The organism is Streptomyces sp. MS19 (genome assembly GCF_047200595.1).
GTDB lineage: Bacteria > Actinomycetota > Actinomycetes > Streptomycetales > Streptomycetaceae > Streptomyces.
Window position 1 is genome coordinate 1 of the sequence record NZ_JBJZOH010000021.1, and the last position, 21,568, is coordinate 21,568.

At 71.6% G+C, this 21,568-nt stretch carries 11 protein-coding genes; 3 read left to right on the top strand and 8 right to left on the bottom strand.

The features are described from left to right. Positions 1-1,634: 1,634 nt before the first annotated feature. The 6 genes from ACL02R_RS19645 to ACL02R_RS19670 all read right to left on the bottom strand — a co-directional run bounded on the left by ACL02R_RS19645 (position 1,635) and on the right by ACL02R_RS19670 (position 12,077). Complete coding sequence (locus ACL02R_RS19645) at positions 1,635-2,474, bottom strand: sterol desaturase family protein (protein WP_412798259.1); 840 nt, start codon at positions 2,472-2,474, stop codon at positions 1,635-1,637. Between the two features lie 974 nt (positions 2,475-3,448). Then, the gene (locus ACL02R_RS19650) at positions 3,449-6,577 is read right to left on the bottom strand and encodes an alpha-mannosidase (RefSeq protein ID WP_412798260.1); all 3,129 of its coding nucleotides are present in this window, start codon (positions 6,575-6,577) and stop codon (positions 3,449-3,451) included. 2 nt (positions 6,578-6,579) lie between these two features. Next, complete coding sequence (locus tag ACL02R_RS19655) at positions 6,580-8,541, bottom strand: DUF2264 domain-containing protein (RefSeq protein WP_412798261.1); 1,962 nt, start codon at positions 8,539-8,541, stop codon at positions 6,580-6,582. Further along, positions 8,538-10,157 (bottom strand): extracellular solute-binding protein, encoded by a 1,620-nt coding sequence (locus tag ACL02R_RS19660; protein ID WP_412798262.1) that lies wholly within the window; start codon positions 10,155-10,157, stop codon positions 8,538-8,540. Before ACL02R_RS19660 ends, ACL02R_RS19655 begins: the two co-directional genes overlap by 4 nt. 58 nt (positions 10,158-10,215) lie before the next feature. Further along, positions 10,216-11,115: a carbohydrate ABC transporter permease gene (locus ACL02R_RS19665; protein WP_412798263.1), complete on the bottom strand. Its 900-nt coding sequence runs from the start codon at positions 11,113-11,115 to the stop codon at positions 10,216-10,218. Next, positions 11,112-12,077 carry an ABC transporter permease gene (locus ACL02R_RS19670; RefSeq protein ID WP_412798264.1) on the bottom strand — a complete coding sequence of 322 codons (966 nt, stop codon included), beginning with the start codon at positions 12,075-12,077 and terminating at the stop codon, positions 11,112-11,114. The genes ACL02R_RS19665 and ACL02R_RS19670 overlap by 4 nt, the downstream gene beginning before the upstream one ends. Positions 12,078-12,323: 246 nt before the next feature. Here ACL02R_RS19670 and ACL02R_RS19675 point away from each other — a divergent pair, with 246 nt between their 5' ends. Further along, positions 12,324-14,516 carry an ROK family protein gene (locus tag ACL02R_RS19675; protein WP_412798265.1) on the top strand — a complete coding sequence of 731 codons (2,193 nt, stop codon included), beginning with the start codon at positions 12,324-12,326 and terminating at the stop codon, positions 14,514-14,516. 189 nt (positions 14,517-14,705) lie between these two features. After that, positions 14,706-15,899 (top strand): RtcB family protein, encoded by a 1,194-nt coding sequence (locus tag ACL02R_RS19680; protein WP_412798266.1) that lies wholly within the window; start codon positions 14,706-14,708, stop codon positions 15,897-15,899. Between the two features lie 94 nt (positions 15,900-15,993). Here ACL02R_RS19680 and ACL02R_RS19685 read toward each other — a convergent pair whose 3' ends face one another. Both ACL02R_RS19685 and ACL02R_RS19690 read right to left on the bottom strand, forming a co-directional pair. Then, complete coding sequence (locus ACL02R_RS19685) at positions 15,994-17,937, bottom strand: OmpL47-type beta-barrel domain-containing protein (RefSeq protein WP_412798267.1); 1,944 nt, start codon at positions 17,935-17,937, stop codon at positions 15,994-15,996. Between the two features lie 23 nt (positions 17,938-17,960). After that, positions 17,961-20,372, bottom strand: coding sequence for a ThuA domain-containing protein (locus tag ACL02R_RS19690; protein WP_412798268.1), 2,412 nt, complete (start codon positions 20,370-20,372; stop codon positions 17,961-17,963). Between the two features lie 180 nt (positions 20,373-20,552). On the opposite strand from ACL02R_RS19690, the gene ACL02R_RS19695 reads away from it, so the two are divergent. Next, on the top strand, positions 20,553-21,557 hold the full coding sequence (locus ACL02R_RS19695) for a multicopper oxidase domain-containing protein (protein ID WP_412798269.1): 1,005 nt from the start codon (positions 20,553-20,555) through the stop codon (positions 21,555-21,557). Positions 21,558-21,568: the final 11 nt, after the last annotated feature.

Consider the following 21,568-nt stretch of genomic DNA (forward strand, 5'->3'; position numbering starts at 1 on the left):
TCTAGTCCCTGATGCGGCGCAGCAGGGGCGAGGCGGGACCCCGGTGCAGCGGCCTGGTGCCCGGCGCGGATGAACCGGGCCGTCCGCGCGCAGACGTCACGGTCGCCGGCGGCCTTCCCGTCGCCGGCCCCGCCTTGTGCAGCGGTGAACCCGTACCCGGCCCGGGCGGCCCCACCGGCCCGGAACAACAACGTCCGCAGACAGAGCCCAGCCCGCCGCGGGCAGAGTCCCCCGGCCGAAGACCGGCCCAGGGCCAGGACAAGGCCCGGGGCAGAGGACGAAGACGCCGGGGCAGAGGCGGGCCCCTGCGGCTTCGGGCAGGGCGGCAGACCGCCCCGCGGGAGCAAGCCAGGCGGGGGGCCGCAGCACAACCCTGGCCCTGGGGCGCGCCCCCGGCGCCCGCGCGCAGACACGCGGCCAGGCGCCGCCGTAAACCAGACCGGCGGAAAGCGGCCCTCCCCCGCAGGCAGCACGCCCGCCCCCCGGGAACCGGGAGGAACCGGGCACGCACGATCTGGAACGCGGAGCGGACCGCGTCCGGACGCGCCGGCAACCCCGCCCAGGGAGAACAGACCGTCCAGGCCCATCGCGGCCAGGAGATAAACGTCTACCGGACTGCCCTGACCGCCAGTCAGCAAAAGTTCTCCCGCGCCGCGAGACCGGTCCGGCGGCCGGCGGCCGTGATACGCGCTGTTACCGGCACGCGGGCCGCCACCGCGGCGCAGCCGTCCAACCGGCGCGGCCCTGCGGCGCCGGACGACCCGCAGGCCCACAGCGGCCGAACAGAACGGAAAGAGAACACCGGGCCAGGCCAGGCGGGCCAGACAGAGCAGAGCGAAGCGGAGCGAGGCAGGGCGAGGCAGAGCGGAGCGAGGCAGGGCGAGGCAGAGCGGAGCGAGGCGGAGCGAGGCGAAGCGAGGCGAAGCGAGGCGAAGCGAGGCGAAGCGAGGCAGGGCGGGGTGGGGCGGGGTGGGGCGGGGTGGGGCGGGGTGAGGCGCAGCGGGGTGAGGCGAAGCGAGGCGGGGCGGAGCGGAGCGAGGCGGAGCGAGGCGAAGCGAGGCGAAGCGAGGCGAAGCGAGGCGAAGCGAGGCAGGGCGGGGTGAGGCGGGGTGGGGCGGGGTGGGGCGGGGTGGGGCGGGGTGAGGCGCAGCGGGGTGAGGCGAAGCGAGGCGGGGCGGAGCGGGGTGAGGCGCAGCGGGGTGAGGCGAAGCGAGGCGGGGCGGAGCGGGGTGAGGCGCAGCGAGGCGGGGCGGAGCGGGGTGAGGTGGGGCGGGGTGAGGCGCAGCGAGGCGGGGCGGAGCGGGGTGAGGTGGGGCGGGGCGCAGCGAAGCGGAGCGGGGTGAGGTGGGGCGGGGTGAGGCGCAGCGAGGCGGGGCGGAGCGGGGTGAGGTGGGGCGGGGCGCAGCGAAGCGAGGCGCAGCGAAGCGGAGCGGGGTGAGGTGGGGCGGGGCGCAGCGAAGCGAGGCGCAGCGAAGCGGAGCGGGGTGAGGTGGGGCGGGGTGAGGCGAAGCGAGGCGGGGCGGAGCGGGGTGAGGTGGGGCGGGGTGAGGTGGGGCGGGGTGAGGTGAGGTGAGGTGGGGTGAGGTGGGGTGGGGTGAGGTGGGGCGGGGTGGGGTGGGGCGGGGTGAGGTGGGTCAGCGTCCGGTGCGGCGGCGCCAGGGATGCGCCAGCGTGGCCCCCACCGCGCCGGTCGGAGGGAACGACGCAGGATCATGCAGCCCCACCGCCTCCGGCCGCCGCCCCGGCTTCCACGTGAAACTCCCGAACACGTGGTCCAGCACCGACAGATCGACCGCGTAATGCCCCGCCTCCGCCAGATCCGTACTGTGATGCAGCCGGTGCTGCTCAGGACCCGAAACAACGTGATTGAGCCACCCCAGCCTCACATCAATGTTCGCGTGCACGAAATACCCCTGCGCCACCACGAACAGCCCCGCCGCGAACACACTGTCCCGGGAAAACCCCGCACACGCCAGCGCCAGCTGCGTCGCCCCCTGCGAGAACGCCACGTCCAGAACATGATTCACCCCGTTGTTCGCGACATTCACCTTCTCCGGCACGTGATGCACCCCGTGCAGCCGCCACAACCACGCGTTCGTATGCCCCAGACGATGCACCCCGTAACTCGCCAACGCCCCCGCCAGCACCGCCAACGGAATCTCCACCCCCAGCGGCCACACCGGCTCCGGCGCAGCCACCCTCCCCACCACCCCCGACACCGCCCCCTGCGCCAGACTCCCCCCCACCCCCGTCACCACGAAATACACCCCATACCAACGCCACTCCCGCCCCCGCGGATGCCACGCCCGCTCATACGGAATCACCCTCTCCAAAACCCCCAGATACACCACCACTCCCAGCAGGAACAACATGCTCGGCAGCCCCGGCTCCCACCCCGCCCCGATCGTCACCACCGCCACCGACACCACCCCCACCAGCAACACCGGATACACACCCCACCCCACCCACACCAACCAACCCCCACCCCCACCCCCACCAGAACCAGAAGCACAACCAGAACCAGAAGCAGAAGCAGAACCAGAAGCAGAAGCAGGACCGGAACCAGAAGCGGGAACAGGGACAGGGACGGAGCTGTCCGCAGACACCGCCCCGGAACCAGGACCGGAACCAGGACCGGAACCAGGACCGGAACCAGGACCAGGACCGGAACCAGGACCGGAACCAGGAGCAAGAGCAGCGGCCTCCACAACCCCGGACCCGGACACAGACGCAGCCCCGGACACAGACTCGGAGACAGACACAGACTCAGACGCGGAGACGGAACCCGACGCGGAACCGGGCGAAGACACCGACGGCAACCCAGAACCCCGCACCGGCACGGGAACAGACGGGGAAACCCCATCCCCTGCCCCGCCCGCATCACACCCCGGCACAGACACCACACACCTCACCCCCCGTAAAAGCACCACCAGGAAAAACAGCAAAAAGAGACAGCACAGACGCAACCTCAGACACAGAAGCCAGGGCGAGGGCCGGTGCAGACGCGGATACAGGAACAGAGGCCGGTACCGGAGGAGCCCCCCCACCGCCCTCGGACGCACCACCCGAACCAGAACAACCAGAAGCGGAAACGGAAGCGTGACCGACCCCGGAAACAAGGCCACCGACGGACACCGACACACCACCCGGACCAAAAGCACGAACGCAGACAAGAACATCGCTGACCACAGACACCGACACACCATCACCCCCGCCCGCCAACCCCCCAGCCCACACCCCACCACAACCACCTGCCAAACCCCACCCCACCGGAACAACACCCCACACCCCAACCCTCCTCCACAACCCCCCCACCCACAAACCAGCCCCCACCCAGCCACCCACAAACCCAACCCCACCCCACACAAACACTATGCACCCAACCAGACACACACAGCAACCCCCCCCAGGCAAGACACCACCCCACCACCACAACAAACCCAGCAAGTCACCCCACCGACAGACGCAACGAACACACCCCGAAAGCACCCACCCGCAACCCGATTTCCCCCGCCCCTGACACTCGCAACGGGCCCGCGCCCGCAAGCGGGTTCTCCAGCAGATCACACACCACCGCCCCCGCCACCGGGAACAACGGCCGCAGCACCACCGACGCCGCACCCCCACGCGACTCGTAAAGCCGCACCACCACATCCCCCGAACCATCATCCGCAAGCTTCACCCCCTCCACCACCACCTGATCCCCCTCCACCGACAACAACCCCTCGCTCGCCCCGCCACCCCGGCGGACACGCAGCGGCAGATTCACCTCATAACCCCCCGCCACCGCCCCGCCCACATCCACGCCCGCCTCCAAGGCGTAGGAGAACCGGTGCCGCCCCCCGTCCGCCCCCGGATCAGGACTGTGCGGCGCACGCAGCAGACTCAGACGCACCGTGGTCGTCGTCCCCCCGCCCTCCCGCGTACTCCGGGCCACGTCATGGCCGTAAAGGCTGTCGTTCAGCAACGCCACCCCCCAGCCGTGCTCCCCCACATGCACCCACCGGTGATTCCACAACTCGAAACGCGCCGCATCCCAGCTCGTGTTCACATGCGTAGGACGCCGCACGTGACCGAACTGCACCTCCGCACTCTCATAGTCGGCGTGCACATCCAGCGGCCACGCCGCCTTCAGCACCGCATCCCGCTCCTGCCAATCGATGTCCGTACGGACGGAGAGGCGACGGCTCCCAGCCGCGAGTTCGAGGTGCTGCACCACCCGAGAGCCACCGAACGCACGCTCCACCCTCACCCCAGCGACGGCAGGGCCGGCGTCCGCGAGGGTGACCGACACCGCGTCCGTCAGATCGGTGACCGCGTTGCGGTAGGTGTGGTCCAGATTCCACGCGCTCCACTTCACCGGCCGGTCCGCGTGGAGCTGTAGGAGGTTGCCCGCCTCGCCGGGAGCGATGGTCTCCCGGCCCGCGGCGTGGTCGAACACCGAGCGCACGAGGCCTTCGCCGTCGATCCGCACGCGCACCATGCCGTTGTCCAGGACGAAACCGCCCTCGCCCAGGGACTCGGCACGCACCGGAGCGGCGGTGCTGTCCGTCCATGATCCCAGCGGTGCGCTTCCCCCGGCGGGGACGTCGGCCACCACCACGGCCCGCCCGTCCGACAGGCGTTCCAGTTCCGCGGGAGCGGACCCGTCCCATGTGATCGCGCTGACCCCGCAGCGGCGGAAAGGGCCCGCGTTGAACACGCTCACCTCGTCCCCGTCGCTGCCGGTGGTGAGGGCGTCCAGAGCCGTGCCGATCAGCTCTTCGAGCTCGGCGTGGATCTCCTCGTACGCATGCTCCGCCTCGCGGTGCACCCAGGCGATCGACGTACCCGGCAGGATGTCGTGGAACTGGAGGAGCAGCACCCGCTTCCACAGCTCCTCAAGCCGCTCGTACGGATAGGCCGCACCGCGCAGGACGGCGGCCGTGGTGGACCACAGCTCCGCTTCCCGCAGCAGCGACTCGCTGCGCCGGTTCCCCCGCTTCGTGCGTGCCTGGCTGGTGTACGTCCCGCGGTGCGTCTCCAGATACAGCTCACCCCGCCACACGGGCGCGTCCGGGTACTCCTCGCGCGCTTGGTCGAAGAAGGTGTCCGGGGAGTCCACCGTCACGCGCGGCGATCCTTCGAGGTCGCGAAGACGCCGCGCGCGTTCCAGCATCTCCGGGGTGGGTCCGCCGCCGCCGTCGCCGTGTCCGAACGGGACGAGGGAACGGGTCGCGGCGCCCTTGTCGGCGAAGTTCCGCTCGGCGTGCGCCAGCTCGGCGCCGGTCAGCTCGGCGTTGTAGCTGTCGACCGGCGGGAAGTGGGTGAAGACGCGGGTGCCGTCGATGCCTTCCCACCAGAACGTGTGGTGCGGCAGGCGGTTCGTCTCGTTCCATGAGAGCTTCTGCGTCAGGAACCAGCGCGCTCCCGCCTGGACGGCCAGCTGGGGGTAGGCGGCGGTGTAGCCGAAGGAGTCGGGGAGCCACACGCCTCCCGTGTGGACCCCCAGCTCCTGCTCGAAGAAGCGCCGCCCGTAGACCAGCTGCCGGACGAGGGACTCGCCGCCCGGCAGGTTGCCGTCCGCCTCCACCCACATCCCGCCGACGGGCACCCATGTGCCGTCCGCCACCGCTTGGCGGATACGTTCGAAGATCTCCGGCCGGGTCTCCTTGATCCACGCGTACTGCTGGGCCGAGGAGCAGGCGAAGACCAGTTCCGGGTATTCCTGCGCCAGTGTCGTCATGTTGGTGAACGTGCGTGCGCACTTGCGTACGGTCTCGCGCAGTGGCCACAGCCAGGCGGAGTCGATGTGGGCGTGTCCTACGGCGGTGATCCGGTGCGCGGACGCGTGGGCGGGGCTGGCGAGGACTCCGGCGACGGCGGCGCGGGCGCGGTGCGCGGTGCCGGGGATGTCGTGGCCGTCGACCGCGTTGACGGCGTTCTCCAGGGCGCGCCGGATCTCGTGGCGGCGGGGGCTTTCCTGCGGGAGCTGGTGCATCAGCTCGTCGAGGACGGTCATGTCGTGCATCAGGTGCCAGACGTCCTCGTGCCGTACGGCGATCTCGGCGGTCCGCAGCCGGTAGAGGGCGGTGTCGCCCGCGGTGGCGGGGTCGCCGTAGTGGGTGCCGATACCCGCGCTGCCGATGATCGGGGGGTTCGCGGCCAGTTCGATCAGCAGGTCCACGGGGTCGCCGCCGGTGGCGGACGGGGTGAGCAGCACGGTGCGGTGGTAGGGGTGCAGGCCCTGGAGCGGCGTGCCGTCGGCCAGGTGCACGAGCCCTTCGGCCTGGCCTCCTGGGCCCTTGGTGTAGTCGAAGTCCAGGTCGAAGACCGCTTCCACGCGCTGGCCCGCCCAGTCGCCGGGGACGGTGGCGCGGGCACGCAGCCAGGTGGTGGCCCATGGTCCGCCCCAGGTGTCGCCGAGGGTGAATGGTTCGTAGGGGGCGGCCTGTGCTTCGGCCAGGGGCACTGGTTCGCCGGGTACGCGCCAGGCGGACAGTTCGAAGGGGGCGGGTGGGCCGTGGAGGGCGGGGGTGAGGCGGGTGCGGATGAAGGTGCTGATGCGTTCTTCGGAGAGGCGGCGGTGGTCGTGCACGGTCAGCTGCTTTCCGTCAGGTGGGGTGCGGCGGGCAGGGAGAGGGTGTCGCGAGTGCCGTCGGGCCAGTCGATGGTGACGTCCGTCTCGGGGACGTCCCCGGGTGTGGGGGCGATGGTGAGGATGGGCAGTTGTGCCGGGTGGGGTGGGGCATGGCCCAGGTGTACGGCTGCCGCGTGGATGGTTCCGTGGTGTACGGCGGCGGTTGTCGTGAGCAGGGGGACCACGGAGCGGGGGCCGAGGGGGTTGCTGTCGGGGGCGTACCGGATCTCGGCGTGGGCGAGGCCGCGCAGTGCGGCGACTGTGGAGGAGAGGCCGTCCGGGCGGGTCACCGTGGCCCAGGCCGTCTGTGCCTGGCACTGCCCGTCGCCGGTCAGGGGCCAGCCGCCGATGCGCAGGGTGAGTGCTTCGTCGTGGTCGCGGGGGGTGGCGGGGTCGGTGCGTGCGAGCCGGATTTCGACGGGACCGTGCAGTACGGACGCGACGGTCAGCCAGGGGCCGAGGTGGTGGTCGGTGTCGGGGCCGCCGAACGGGTCCCATACCTCGTCGGCCGGCCAGTGCGCGCGGCTGCGGGAGATGCCTGTCCGGTCGGTGGCGAGAAGGCGTTCCAGGGGGCGGCGGTGTGCGGCCCGGCCGTCGGCGTCGACGAGTGTCACGGTGGAGTCGAGCGGGCCGCCGGTGGGGTCGACGGGCATGCCGGGGGCGGTGTGGGTGGAGTAGGCGAGGCGGGCGTAGACGGGGTCGTCGGAGACCAGCCGGGCGGGGTCGGCGTGGTCGCTGCCGTGGTTGACGACGCGGACGACGCCGTCCGCCACCGTGCCGGCGGCGGTCCAGCCGGGTGCGGTGAGCGGGCGGGTGAAGTCGGACTGTTCGACGGGCAGTGGCGCGTGGGGAGTGGTCCAGACAGGGTGGTCGGGGGGTAGCAGCAGGCCGGCGAAGCCTTTCGACGCCCAGTAGGGCGAGGCGGGTCCTGAGTAGACCTGTGCGATGCGGGGGAACGCGTGGTGCCAGCCGATGGTGAGCAGGCCTTCGGCGTTGACGGCGCCGTGGTCCAGGAAGTGCTGGAGCATGCCGTCGGTGATGCGGTGGGTGAGCCCCGGTTGGAGGGGTGTGGCGTCGAAGAGGGCGCCGGTCCAGACGGGGGCGAGGGCGGCGAACCGGTAGGTCAGGGAACGGCCCTGGATGAGGGGTGAGCCGTTGGCGCCGACGAGGTGGGCCTGGTCGGTGAGGAAGCGGCGCAGGCGGGAGCGGTAGCGGTCGAGGAGGCCGGGCGGTGCGTCGGGGCCGAGGATGCGGCAGAACCACAGGGGGTAGAAGTGCATGGCCCAGCCGTTGTAGTGGTCGTAGTTGCGGTGGGCGCCCCCGGAGAGGCCGTCGGAGTACCAGCCGTCGCCCGCGTACCACTGGTCGGTGAGTGCGATGGTGCGGTCGAGGTCGTCCTGGGACCAGGAGCCACCGGCTGTACGTGCGAAGGCTTCGGTGACGGCCTGGAACCAGATCCAGTTGTTGCCGGGCATGGTGTCGCCGACCATGTGGCCGAGCCAGTCGAGAACGTGCTGCCGGGTACGGGGGGTGAGGCGGTCCCAGATCCACGGGCGGGTCTCGTGCAGGGCGATGGCGATGGAGGCGGCCTCGACCTTGGCCTGGTTGCGTTCGTCGAAGCGGGGCCAGCGTTCCGGGCTGTCGGGGTCCGCGCCGGCGGCGAGCCCTTCGGCGTACCACTCGGCGAGGTGGCCAGGGCCGGCGCCGTCCGCGCCGGCGAGGCGGAACGCGGCGAGCAGGAAGGTGCGTGCGAAGCCTTCGAGGCCGTCGCTCCAGCGGCCGTTCGCGCTGGCGGGGCCGGGGAGGTGGAGGAGGGCGTGCCGTTCGGTGGCGTGGGTGCGCGGGGCGCGCAGGAGGGTGTCGGCCGTGCTGGTCCACCATGCGTGGGTGCGGGGGGCCGGGTGGCGGTCTGTGGTGCTCACTGGAAGCTCTCCCAGGATTCCTCGTACTCGGCGCGGATGCTGTCGCCGGCCTCGCGGCGCCAGTCGGCGATGACGTCTTGGAAGGAGGAGACGGAGGCGCGGCCCCGCATGATGGCCTTCACCTCGTCGAGGACGCGGAGTTCGAGCTGGTCGCCACGGCTGACGGCGGTGTCGGAGTAGAGCCCTTCGGCGGGGTTGAGGGTGAGGATGTCGACGGCGCGCTGGTGGAAGCGGTGCTGCTGGTGGACGACATCGGGCCATTCGGGGAGGTAGAGGGCGCTGGGGGCGTCGGTGACGAAGAGGGTCGGCAGGGTGGTCTCGACGGCGCCGGTGTCGGTGAGGATGGGGTCGGTGCCGTCGAGTTCGTGGTCGACGCCGCGGACGCCGTACTTGCGCAGGAGGTAGGCGTCGGTGCCGAACGGCGCGGCGAGGGCGTCGAAGGCGCGCAGCAGTTGGCGTATGCGGTCGCGTGGGGCCTTCTTGAGGACGAGGGTGGCGAAGCTGGAGAGGCCGGCCCAGTGGGTGCCGGGGCCGCCGTCGTAGCCGGGGGCGACCATGCCGCCGATCTCGAAGGGGCCGTCGGTGGTGGCGGCGTAGGCGCGGTAGTAGTCGTTCCAGGCGACGTTGCCGTCGTAGTTGACGGCGATCTGGCCGTTGCCGAACCAGTCCTTGAAGCGGCCGACGACGTTGAAGCCGTCGGGGTGGATGACGCCGGCCTCGTTGAGGCGGCGCATGGACTCCAGGGCCTGGCCGACGGTCTCGTGCTCCAGCCACCACTGGAAGCGGCCGTTCTCCTCGCGCCACTTGTTGGGGGCGCCGAGCATTTCGAGGACGAAGTAGAAGGTCGTCAGGGGGTCGCCGACGGCGTACCGGTGGTCGCGGGGGTCGGTGAGGCCGAGGCAGAGTTCCTCGAATTCGGCGAAGTCGGCGGGCTGCGGGTTGAGGGACAGCTCGCGGACGCGGTCGGCGCGGTAGAACATGACGGACCCGGCGGCGGCGCGTGGCATGGGGAGGCCGTAGATGCCGCCGTTGTAGACGGTGGTGGCCCAGGAGCGGGTCGGTATGTTGGCGAGGTTGGGGTAGTCGCGGATGGCGCTGCCGGAGAGGTGTTCGCTGAGGTCCTGGAAGAGGGCGTGGAACATGGCGGGGCGCTGTCCGGTCTGCGGGACGATCGCCATGGCGTCGGGCAGGTCGCCGCCGGCGACGACGACGGCTGTCTTGTTGGCGTAGTCGGCGACGGGCACGATCTCGAACGAGAGGTCGGTGCCGATGCTGTCGTTGAGTGCGCGCCAGTAGGTGTTGCGGTCGGGTGGTGGCGGCACGGGGTTGAAGATCAGCGTCATGATGGAGATGCCGTCGCCGCGGGCGGGTGGGCCGTCGGGGTGGGCGACGGCGGGTTCCGCCGGGTAGTGGAGGTATCCGTTGGGGACGCCGTCGGGGGTGCCGGGCAGGGGGGTTTCGATGCCTTCGAACGGGATGTAGTCGGGCAGTCGGACATCGGCGTTGAGGGAGGCGGGCGGCAGTTCGGGGCCGTTGCCGCAGCCGGAGAGGGCGAGTCCCGCGGTGAGGCCGAGGCCGCTGCCGAGGAGGGACCGGCGGGTCAGGCCGTGCCGCATGACGGGTTCCTTCCGTGGGTGGGGGTGGGGCGGGCCGTTGGGTGGGGGCGGGTCGTCGTCATCCCTTGACCGCCCCGAGCATCACGCCCTTGTTCATGTGGCGTTGCAGGAAGGGGTAGATCAGCGCGACCGGGACGACGGAGAGGACGAGGATGGCGGCCTGGAGCGCGTAGGAGGGGGGCAGTGCGGCGCCTGCGGCGGAGGCTTCGCCGGCGCCGATCGCCGCGTTGTTGACGACGTAGGTGCGCAGGACGAGTTGCATGGGCCACTTGGCCGACTCGTTCATGTAGAGCATCGCCTGGAAGAAGGAGTTCCAGTAGGCGACGGCGTAGAAGAGGCCGACGACGGCGAGGGACGCCTTGGACAGGGGCAGGACGACGCGCCAGAGGGTCTGGAGTTCGTTCGCGCCGTCGATCTTGGCGGAGTCGAGAAGTTCCTTGGGGACGCTCATGAAGAAGGAGCGCAGGACGATGACGTTGAACGCGTTGATCACCATGGGCAGGATCAGCGCCCAGTAGCTGTTGATCAGGCCCAGTTCCTTGACGAGCAGGTAGCTGGGGATGACGCCGGGGACGAACAGCATCGACAGGATCAGCAGTATGAGGACGGGGCGGTGTCCGAACGAGCCGGGGCGGCTGAGCCCGTATGCGAGGGAGGCGCTGGCGGCGAGGCTCAGGAGGGTGCCGACCAGGGTGATGCCGACGCTGACGCCCATGGCCCGGGAGACCGTTCCGCCGTTGAGGATGGCGCGGTAGGCGTCGAGGGAGGGGTTGTCGGGCCACAGGACGTAGCCGCCTGTGGCGTTGACCTGCTGGGCGTCGGCGAGGGATGTCGCGACGACGGACACGAACGGGACGACGACGAGGAGGCAGCAGACCAGCAGGACGACGGATTTCAGCGCGCGCCAGGCGGGCGGTGCGGGCGCGAGGCCGGGCGCGGCGGCCGTGGGACGGTTCATCGCTTCTGGTAGATCCCTTCCTCGCCCATGAGGTGGGCGAGCTTGTTCGCGCCGAGGACGAGGGCGATGCCGACGACGCCCTTGACCAGGCCGACTGCGGCGCTGGCGCCCCACTGCCCGGCGACGAGGCCGTTGTTGTAGACGTAGGTGTCCAGGACGTCGCTGTCCTCGATGCCTATCGCGGTCTGCTGGAGGATGATCTGCTCGAACCCGACGCTCAGGGCGTCGCCGAGCCGGAGGATCAGCAGCAGCACGATCAGGCCGCGCAGGGCGGGGAGGGTGACGTGCCAGGTCTGCCGCCAGCGGCCGGCGCCGTCGGCGGCGGCGGCCTCGTACAGCTCGCTGTCGACGCGGGACAGGGCGGCGAGGAAGAGGATCATGCCCCAGCCGGCGTCCTTCCAGATGACCTGGGAGGTCAGCAGGGCCATGAACAGGTCGGGGTTGCCGATGATGTTCCAGGTGCCCATGTCGCGGGCCTGGAGGAAGACGTTGAGCAGGCCGGAGTTGCCGAGCATCTGCTGGAAGATCGCGACGACGACGACCCAGGAGAGGAAGTGCGGCAGGTAGAGGATGTTCTGCACGACGCGCTTGACGCGCTCGCTGACGACACTGTTGACCAGCAGCGCGAGGGCGATGGGGACGGGGAAGACGAAGACGACCTGGATCAGGGTGAGTTGGAGGGTGTTGGCCAGGGCCCGCAGGAAGGCGTCGTCGCCGTTGAAGATGATGTCGAAGTTGTCGAGGCCGACCCAGCGGCTGTCGGCGATGCCGATGAACGGCTGGTAGTCCTGGAACGCGATGACGTTGCCGAGGAGCGGGACGTAGTGGAACAGCAGCAGGACGGCCGTGCCCGGGAGGACGAACCAGAAGAGCGCCAGGTCGCGGCGTCTGCGTGGCGGGCGCCTGGCGGCGCGTTCCGTGTCGGGGGCGCGGCGTCCGGCCGGGCGGTCGATGGTGGTCATGCCGTCCCCTTCGGTTCGCGGCGTGCGCTGCGTGACCGGTGCCACGCGCCGGTCATGTAAATCCAATGGATTGACTCTCGTCAATGGTTCGGACTCCGGATTTTTACAATCAGGGCGATGGCCGCGCGTGCAATGGGTGTTGATCCCCGGATATCGGTCTCGTGATGCGCGACGGACAGTGGTGGGCGACTAGAAATGGCCAGTTAGTCCTTTCACGTATGGCCGGGACCGGTGTTGGATGTCCCCATGCATGACCTTCCGAACGTGGTCCTGACGCCCGCTCAGCGGGAGGCGCTGCGCCGCTGGTCGCGGGAGCGGCCGGGCCGGGACGTGCGGGCGCGGATCGTCCTCGACGCGGCGGACGGCGTCCCGGTCTCCGACAGCGCCCGCGCGCTGGGGGTCTCGCGGCCGACGGTGGCGTCCTGGCGCGCCCGGTACGCGGACCAGGGGCTGCCCGGCCTGGAGCACCGGCCGCGCGCCGGACGGCCGCCCCGTATCGACGAGGCCCGGGTCGTCGCCTCGACGCTGGCCGGGCCGGCGCCGCCCCGGCCGTCCTGGTCCGCCCGCGCTCTCGCGGGGCGGCTGGGAATGTCGCACACGACGCTCAGCGCCGTCTGGCGGCGCTGGGGCGTGGACGGGGACGGCACGTCGCCGGTCACCCTGCCCACCACACCGCCGCTCACCTGCCGCGAACCGCTGCTGCTCGGCGTGTGGCAGGAGGGGGACGCGGCGGTGGTCCTGCTGGCCGAGATCCCCTCGGGCCAGGCGGGCGACGGGACCGGCGCGTCCTTCGTGCGCGCACCCGCGGACGAGCGGCTGGCGCTCGACGCCGCGCTCACCGACGCGTTGCGGGAAGGGGACGGCGACGGCCCGGCCCCGGGAGCGGGCGCGGCGGGGGGTGGTGGCGCGTTGACGGAACTGCTGGCCGCGGTGCGCGACGAGCATCCAGGCCTGGCGGTCAGGGCGGTGGCCTTCGGCGGCGCCGCGCCCGGCGCTGCGGCGCGGGGTGGCGTACGCGCGGGCCGTGCCGAGTCGTGGCACGTGGCGGGTGAGTCGATGGGGTGGGCCGCGACCCTGGGCGTCGTCTGCCAGTTGCAGCTGCGGCACGGCCAGGTGTCGGCGGGCGTGGCGCACCGTTCGCTGCTGGAGGCGCTGCGTGCGCGCGCCGGCGGGCCGCTGGTGTGGCGGCGTCCGACCGGCGGGACCGTGGCCGAGCCGCTGGCGCCTGCGCCGCGCGCGTTCGACCAGCTGGCGCTCGGCTCGTTCAACGAGAAGCTGGTCATCGAGAGCATCCGGGAGGCCGGTTCGCTCAGCCGTGTGGAGATCGCGGGGCGTACCGGGCTCACGCCGCAGGCGGTCTCGCGTATCACCCGGAACCTGCTGACGTCTGCGTTCCTGGTGGAGGACTCGGTGCGGCCTGGTGTGAAGGGGAAGCCGCGGGTGCCGCTGCGGTTGCGCGCGGACGCGGCTTGCGCCATCGGCGTGCACCTGGACCCGGAGATGATCACGCAGGTGGTGGTGGACCTGTGCGGCGGGGTGCTCGACCAGCGGGTCCTGCCGCTGCGCGAGAGGGCCGACCCGGCGTCGGTCGTCGACAGCATGACGCGGCTGGCCGGGGAGGCCATGTCCTCCGGGGTGATCCCCGGGACGCTGCTCGGCATCGGTGTGGCGGTGCCGGGGCCGCTGGACGCGGCGGCGGGGGTGCTGTGCGACCCGCCGCTGTTCGACGGGTGGCACGACGTGCCGCTGCGGGCCGCGCTGACCGAGCGGCTCGGGGTGCCGGTCACGGTGGAGAAGGACGCCACCGCCGCGGCCATCGGCGAGCGGTGGGTGGGGGCGACCGGGCGCACCGGCGACTTCGTCTACCTCTACCTGGGTACGGGCGCGGGCGCCGGGGCCTTCCTGAACGGTGACGTGTACCGGGGGCGTACGGGGAACGCGGGCGAGTTCGGCGAGTTGTGCGCGCTGTCGCTCGGTCTCGCCGTGCCCGGGGGCGAGCGGGTCAGGGTGCCGGAGTGCGCCCCGATGTCGGCGGCGCTGGCGAACGCCGCGGCGGCGGGGCTCGGGTTGCCCGAGGGGCCTGGGCGGTACGAGCGGCTGTGCGCGGCGGCGGCCGGGGGTGACGCGCGGGCCGTGGCGGCGATCCGGGAGGTCGCGAAGGTGCTGGCCAGGGGGGCGACGGGGATGGTCGACCTGCTGGACACGACGCTGCTGATCGTCGGCGGGCCGGCTGTGCCGCCGACGGTGGCCGATGTGTTCCTGTCGGAGATCTCCGCCGCGGTGAACCGCTTCCCGCTGGCCAGGCGGTTGCGGCGGGTGCGGGTGGAGCATTCGGTGCTGAACGACTCGGCGGCGGCGGTCGGGGCCGCGTCGGGGGTGTTCCACGCCTCCTTCGCGCCCCGGCTGCGCACCCTCACACGAGGGGAGGCGGCGGTGTGACGGGCCGTCGGACAGGTGGGCCGCTCCCCCGGCGCGGCCCGCGCCCGTGGGCAGCAAAGACTTTCCGACCGGTCCGGTGGGCGGGGAGCCCGGGGCCGTCTGCCGACGGGGCGCGGGAAAACCTGTTGCCTTCCGGCGCGTCTCTGGCGACACAATGGTTACTCAACGTCACCGATGGGGGAGGGTGTCATGGGGTACACCACGCTGCCCGGCGCGCGGGTGCCGATCCGGATGTGGGCGGACCCGGCCGAGGTGGAGGACGTCGCGCTGCGCCAGCTGCACAACGTGACGACGCTGCCGTGGGTCCGCGGGCTCGCCGTGATGCCGGACGTGCACTACGGCAAGGGCGCGACGGTCGGTTCCGTGATCGCGATGGAGGGCGCCGTCTGCCCTGCCGCGGTCGGTGTGGACATCGGCTGCGGCATGTCGGCGGTCCGCACGTCCCTCACGGCGGACGACCTGCCCGACGACCTGTCGCGGCTGCGGTCGCGGATCGAGCGCGCGATACCCGTGGGCCGGGGGCAGCATGACGATCCGGTGGGGCCGGCGCGGCTGCACGGCGTGCCGGCCTCGGGGTGGGACGACTTCTGGGCGCGCTTCGACGGGGTCGCCGACGCCGTGGCCTTCCGGCGGGACCGGGCGACGCGGCAGATGGGGACGCTGGGCGGGGGGAACCACTTCATCGAGGTGTGCCTCGACACGGAGGGCGCCGTCTGGCTGATGCTGCACTCCGGTTCACGGAACATCGGCAAGGAGCTGGCGGACTTCCACATCGGGGTGGCACAGCGGCTGCCGCACAACCGGGACCTGATCGACCGTGACCTGGCGGTCTTCGTCTCCGGTACCCCGCAGATGGCCGCCTACCGCAACGACCTGTTCTGGGCGCAGGAGTACGCGCGGCGCAACCGTGCGGTGATGATGGCGCTGTTGGAGGGGGCGCTGCGGGCGGAGTTCGCCGGGGCGCGGCCGCGGTTCGGTGAGGTCATCTCGTGCCACCACAACTACGTGTCGGAGGAGCGGTACGACGGGATGGACCTGCTGATCACGCGGAAGGGGGCGATCCGCGCGGGGTCGGGCGAGTACGGGATCATCCCGGGCTCGATGGGGACCGGTTCGTATGTGGTGAAGGGGCTGGGGAGCACCGCGTCGTACCGGTCGGCGTCGCACGGGGCGGGGCGGCGGATGAGCCGGAACGCGGCCAGGAAGCGGTTCACGACCGAGGATCTGGTGGCGCAGACGGAGGGGGTCGAGTGCCGGAAGGACGCCGGGGTCGTGGACGAGATACCGGCGGCCTACAAGCCGATCGAGCAGGTCGTGGAGCGGCAGCGGGACCTGGTGGAGGTCGTCGCCCAGCTGCGGCAGGTGGTCTGTGTGAAGGGCTGAACGGGCCGGTGGTGGGGGCCGGTCGCCCCCGGGCCCTGTGGGGAGGGCCCGGGGGCGACCGGGGTGGGGACGGGGGTCAGACCGCCCGGTGGGGTCAGAGGGTCCGGATGCGGATGTCGCGGAAGGAGATGGTGTCGGTGGTGCTGTGGGTCTGTAGGCCGATGTAGCCGGAGTCGTTCTGCCGGCCGTCGGTTCCGGGGTCGTCGGAGCGCGGGGGCGAGAACAGCTGGCCCGGGGAGTTCTCGAACTCGTTGATCAGCAGGCCGTTGCGGTAGACCGAGATGTGCTGGTCGACGACGCGGATCTCGTAGTCGTTCCACACGCCTCGGGGTGTCGGCATCGCCTCGGAGCGGGTGACGAGGTCGAAGCCGTAGACCGAGCCGGTCTTGTACTGGTCGCCGGCGGCTCCGTCGAGGATCTGGATCTCGTGGCCGTACTTGATGGCGACCCACTCGGGGCGGGTCTCCTGCGGGTGGTTGTGGACGCGGGGGAAGCGGACGAAGACGCCGCTGTTGGCCGAGCCGGAACCGGTCGAGTCGTCGCGGAACTTGAGGCGGAGCGAGAAGTCCTCGTACCTGACCTCGGGGAACCACAGCATGCCCATGCCGGCGACGGTGGCGCTGCTGGTCATGGAGCCGTCGCCGTTCAGTTCGAACGCGCCGCCGCCGACGTGGGCCCAGCGGTCGCGGGACTCAGGGGTGCCGGTGAAGATGCGCTCGTAGCCCTCGCGGTTGCCCGGCCGGCCGACGTCGGAGCGTTCGGCGGCATTGCGGATCTTGCGGCGGCCCTGCTGGTCGATCACGCCTTCCTGGAAGAGGGCGGCCGTGACGTCGCGGACGTGGGTGGTGAACAGGGCGTGGGACGACCAGGCGCGTTCGTCCTCGATGCGCTCGTTCACCGTGCAGCCGTGCGCGTCGGTGCGGTTGGGGACCTGGGTGACCCGGTCGCCGACCACGACGAGCGGGCGGTCGTCGGACTCCGGGCAGTCGGGCTGCGGTTCGCCCGGCGCGTCCTCGACGACGGTGAAGGAGACCGAGCCGACGTCGGAGGAGTTCCCGGCGTTGTCGGTCGCGCGGTAGCTGACGGTGTGGTCGCCGACCGCGTGGACCATCACGGGCTCGGTGTAGGGGGTGAACCCGGCGCCGTTCACCGCGTACTCGACGGCGGCGACGCCGGTTCCCGCGTCACTGGCGGCGAGGGTGACGGTGGCCATGGTGACGTAGGAGCCGTCGTCGTCCTGTTCGCCGTCGACGGTGGCGGTCACCGTGGGCGGGGTCACGTCCCCGCCCGGCGCCTCCGCGACCTCGACGGTGACGGACCCGTCGTCCGAGACGTTGCCCGCGCGGTCGGTGGCCCGGTAGGTGAGGGTGTGCTCTCCTGGTTCGGTGAGCACGACGGGCGCCTCGTAGGCGGTGAACCCGTCGTCGCCGAGCGCGTATTCGACGCTCTCGACGCCGGACCCGGTGTCGGTGGCCGTCAGGGTGACGGTGGCGCTGCCGAGGTAGGCACCGTTCTCGTCCTGCTCGCCCTCCACCGAGGCGTCGACCTCGGGCGCCGTGGTGTCCTCGCCGCCCCCGCCGTCCTCGGTGACCGTGAAGGTGCCCTGCATGGTGCCGTGGCCGGGGATGGCGCAGAAGTAGCGGTAGGTGCCCGGCGTCAGGGTGACGGTGACCTCGTGCCGTCCGCCCTGGGCGTCGTTGGGGTTCGCCATGATGTTGACGGCGGCGTCGTTGTTGTAGTCGGGGTCGGACGTGTCGAACGTCAGGGTGTGCGGCATGCCGGTGGTGTTGCCGGTGGCCGCGCTGTTCTCGAAGACGATCGTCGTCTCGCCGGCGACGGCCGTCGTGGGGGCTGACGTGTAGGCGGTGATGCCGTCGTCCGCCGTCCAGACGAGTTCCTGTGCGGCCGCCGCGCGCGCAGTGCCGGTCTCGTGTGCCTGTGCGGGCAGTGCCACGAGGGCGAGCGCGGCCATGCTCAGTGCGAGCAGCAGCACCGTCACCCGGCGCAGCGGGGCGGGGCGTGCCGTTCGGCGTCTCATCGGTCGCTCCTTCCTTCCGGTGGTCATGGGCGCGCCAGGTCGGCGGGCAGGGGTGTCGCGGGGCCGCCCTCGTAGGTGACCCGCCACAGGGCGGACCTGGCGTCCGCGTTGAAGAAGCCGCTGCCGTAGTCGAGGACGTACAGGGAGCCGTCGGGGGCGAACTTCCAGTCCATGAGGTTGCGGATGCCGTCCTCGCCGACCGGGATGATGGCGTCCAGGCTCTCGGCGTGGACCGGCAGGCCGCCGCCGGGGGCGGACCCGGGGTCCATCACGACGGCGTGGCGCGGCTGCGTGCCGTCGTAGAAGTCACCGACGAACCACTTGCCGTCCCAGTAGCGCGGCCAGGCGACGTCGGTGGCGGTGTCCTCGTCGTACCGGTACAGCGGGCCGTTCATCGTGGCCTGGCCGCCGCCGGTGAGCCAGGGCAGCAGGAGGGTCTGGTCCTGCTCGCGGTAGGTGGGGATGCCGTCGGCGTCGCGGGGGTAGTCGGGGGCGCCGCCCTGGGGGGAGTACCAGATGTTGTTGCGGGAGACGGGCGGCAGGTCGACAAGGCCGTCGTTGTTCGGGGATTCGTTGCGCGGGTGGTCGCAGTCGTACCAGCCGAGGGGCTGGGTGGGGTCGGGCAGGTTGCGGTCGCGGTACGGCTGGGCGTTGCCCATGCAGTACGGCCAGCCGCGGTTCCCGGCCTGGGTGATGACGGCGAACGTGTCGTACTTGGCCGGGCCCCAGGTGGTGCTGGGTGCGCCGACGTCGGGGCCGACCCAGCCCGCGTACAGCCAGTCGGTCTCCGGGTCGATGGCGATGCGGGCGGGGTTGCGCACGCCCATGACGTAGATCTCCGGGCGGGTCTTGCCGCCGCCTTCCTCCTCGCCGGTGAAGAGGTTGCCCTCGGGGATGGTGTAGGTGCCGTCGTCCTCGGGGTGGATGCGGAGGATCTTGCCGTTGAGGTTGTTGGTGTTGCCGGCGGTGCGGCGGGCGTCGGCGAAGGAGATCCCGGCGAAGGAGGGCTGCGGGTTGTTGCCCGAGTAACCGTCCGAGAAGCCGGAGGAGTTGTTGTCGCCGGTGGCGATGTAGAGGTTGCCGTCCGAGTCGAAGTCCATGCCGCCGCCCGCGTGGCAGCAGCTGTGGATCTGCACCGGCCAGGACAGCAGGACCTCTTCGGAGGCGAGGTCGAGCGTTCCTGACGCCTCGTCGAACGTGAAGCGGGAGACGCGGCGTTCGGCGACGCGGTTGACGCGGTCGATCCGGTCGTGCGGGGTCCAGTGGAGGTAGACGCGCCGGTTGTCGGCGAAGTCGGGGTCCAGGGCGATGCCGAGGAGTCCTTCCTCGTTCTTGACCAGCTCGCCGCCGCCGCCCTTGTTGCCGAAGACCTCCAGGGTCGCGGCGGTGGAGACCTCGCCGCTGCCCGGGTCGTAGACGTGGAGGGTGCCGGGGCCCAGGCCGACGTCCGGGTCGTTCCAGTCGGTGACGACGGGGGCGTTGGGGCCCTCGCCGCCGCGGCCGATGTAGAAGACGCGGCCGTCGTCGGCGATGTCGAGGCCGTGCGGCTCGCCGATCTGGTCGAGTTCGCCCGGCGCGTTGGGCTCGGTGAGGCGCTCGGCCGCGTAGTTGCCGGTGATGGTGGCCTGGCAGTCCGCGCGGGTCAGCCGGGACGTCCACAGGAGAGCGCCGCGGAGGTGTTTGCGGAAGTTGTTCTCGGTGAACGTGCCCGCCGTGCCGCCCATGCCGGTGTAGAACGACCGGCCGCCGTCGTAGTCCCGGCACCAGGAGACGGGGTGGTCCCAGCCGTCGCCCGCGGCGTCGGGGCCGCGTTCGCGCAGGCGGGCGACGGTGTGGACGTCGCCGCTCGGGTTCTCCTGCCAGTCGAACCAGACGTCGCGGCGGGTCCACTCCAGGGGGAGTCCGGCGGTGGCCGGGTGGGCGCGGTCGCCGACCTCGACGACGCCGGTCTCCGGGGTGGTGGCGTCCGCATTCTCGGGGCGGGCCCCGACGAGTCCGGTGAACCAGTCGGAGTCCGGCAGCGCGTTCGCGGCGTCGTGGATGCCGACGAAGCCGCCACCGGAGCGCACGTAGTTCTCCAGCGCGGACTCCTGGCGCTCGCTCAGGGTGGTGCCGTCGGTGGACAGCAGGACGATCGCGTTGTAGTCCCGCAGGCCCAGGGGGTCGAAGACGGTGGGGTCGTCGGTGTCCTCCACCTGGAAGCGTTCGGCGCGGGGGCCTTCGGCGCCGAGCGTCCGGACGGCCTCGACACCGGCGCGGGTGCGGTCGGCGGGGGCGTCCTGTCCGTGGAAGACCAGTACCCGGGCGTTGCGTCCGCCGGGCATGGGGTCGGGGTCCCGGGCGGCGGCGGTGTCGCCCGCCGCTCCGGGTGCCCCGCCCAGCAGGGTGATCAGCAGCGTCCCTGCGACTGCCAATACCTGCGGCTTGCGTTTCATGGCTCGTCCGCCCTCTCAGGTGACAGCAGCGACGCCCAGGAAGGTAGACGGCTTTCGCCGTATCGCCAATGACTATGGACGGAACGAAAAAAACTTTGTCCTGACAGTGGGAAAACTATTGTCGTGCACATACCATGAGGCGCCATCGATGCCGACCGATGACCGAGGAGGACGCCTCGCATGCGGCAACCCGGATTCTCCCGACGCTCGTTCACCGGTGGCGCGGCCGCCGCGCTCGCCGCCCCCGCCGCGCTCGCCGCGCCGGGACTGGCCACGACGGGGGCGCAGGCCGCGGGCGGCGCGGCGGCCGAGGTCCGGCGCATCACCCTGTACGCCGAGGAGTTGCCCGGCGGGCTGCTCGGCTACGGCCTGGAGCGCGGCGGGGCCACCGTCCCCGGGCCGCTGCTGGAGATGTACGAGGGCGACACGCTGGTGATCGACCTCGTGAACACGCTGGACGTGGCGGTCAGTCTGCACGTCCACGGCGTGGACTACGCGATCGACTCGGACGGGACCCGCATGTCCGGCAGCATCGTGGAGCCGGGCGGGACCCGCACGTACACGTGGAGCACGCACGCCCCGGGCCGCCGGAACGACGGCACCTGGCGGCCGGGCAGCGCCGGTTACTGGCACTACCACGACCATGTCGTGGGGACCGACCACGGCACGGGCGGCCTGCGGCGGGGGCTGTACGGGCCGCTGGTGGTCCGGCGGCGCGGGGACGTCCTGCCGGACAAGCAGTTCACCATCGTCTTCAACGACATGACGATCAACAACCGGGCCGCCGACGACGCCCCCCACTTCACGGCGCGGATCGGCGAGCGCTGCGAGATCATCATGATCACGCACGGCGAGTTCTACCACACGTTCCACATGCACGGTCACCGCTGGGCGGACAACCGCACGGGGCTGCCGGCCGGCGAGGACGACGTCAGCCGCGTCATCGACAACAAGATCACGGGACCGGCCGACTCGTTCGGCTTCCAGGTGATCGCCGGGGAGAACGTCGGGCCCGGCCACTGGATGTACCACTGCCATGTGCAGAGCCACTCGGACATGGGCATGGCGGGGATCTTCACCGTGACCGACCGGAACGGGAACGTCCCCGGCGGGCCCGTGCCGCACGGGGCGCCGGCGTCCGGGACGTCCCCCTCGGCCGCGCCGCCGGGGCACGGCCACCACTGAGCCAACCCGGG

Bases quoted from the DNA above. Each gene is read 5' to 3' on its own strand.
- ACL02R_RS19660 (WP_412798262.1), bottom strand. From the start codon at position 10,157: ATGCGGCACGGCCTGACCCGCCGGTCCCTCCTCGGCAGCGGCCTCGGC.
- ACL02R_RS19665 (WP_412798263.1), bottom strand. From the start codon at position 11,115: ATGAACCGTCCCACGGCCGCCGCGCCCGGCCTCGCGCCCGCACCGCCC.
- ACL02R_RS19670 (WP_412798264.1), bottom strand. From the start codon at position 12,077: ATGACCACCATCGACCGCCCGGCCGGACGCCGCGCCCCCGACACGGAA.
- ACL02R_RS19675 (WP_412798265.1), top strand. From the start codon at position 12,324: ATGCATGACCTTCCGAACGTGGTCCTGACGCCCGCTCAGCGGGAGGCG.
- ACL02R_RS19680 (WP_412798266.1), top strand. From the start codon at position 14,706: ATGGGGTACACCACGCTGCCCGGCGCGCGGGTGCCGATCCGGATGTGG.
- ACL02R_RS19685 (WP_412798267.1), bottom strand. From the start codon at position 17,937: ATGAGACGCCGAACGGCACGCCCCGCCCCGCTGCGCCGGGTGACGGTG.
- ACL02R_RS19690 (WP_412798268.1), bottom strand. From the start codon at position 20,372: ATGAAACGCAAGCCGCAGGTATTGGCAGTCGCAGGGACGCTGCTGATC.
- ACL02R_RS19695 (WP_412798269.1), top strand. From the start codon at position 20,553: ATGCGGCAACCCGGATTCTCCCGACGCTCGTTCACCGGTGGCGCGGCC.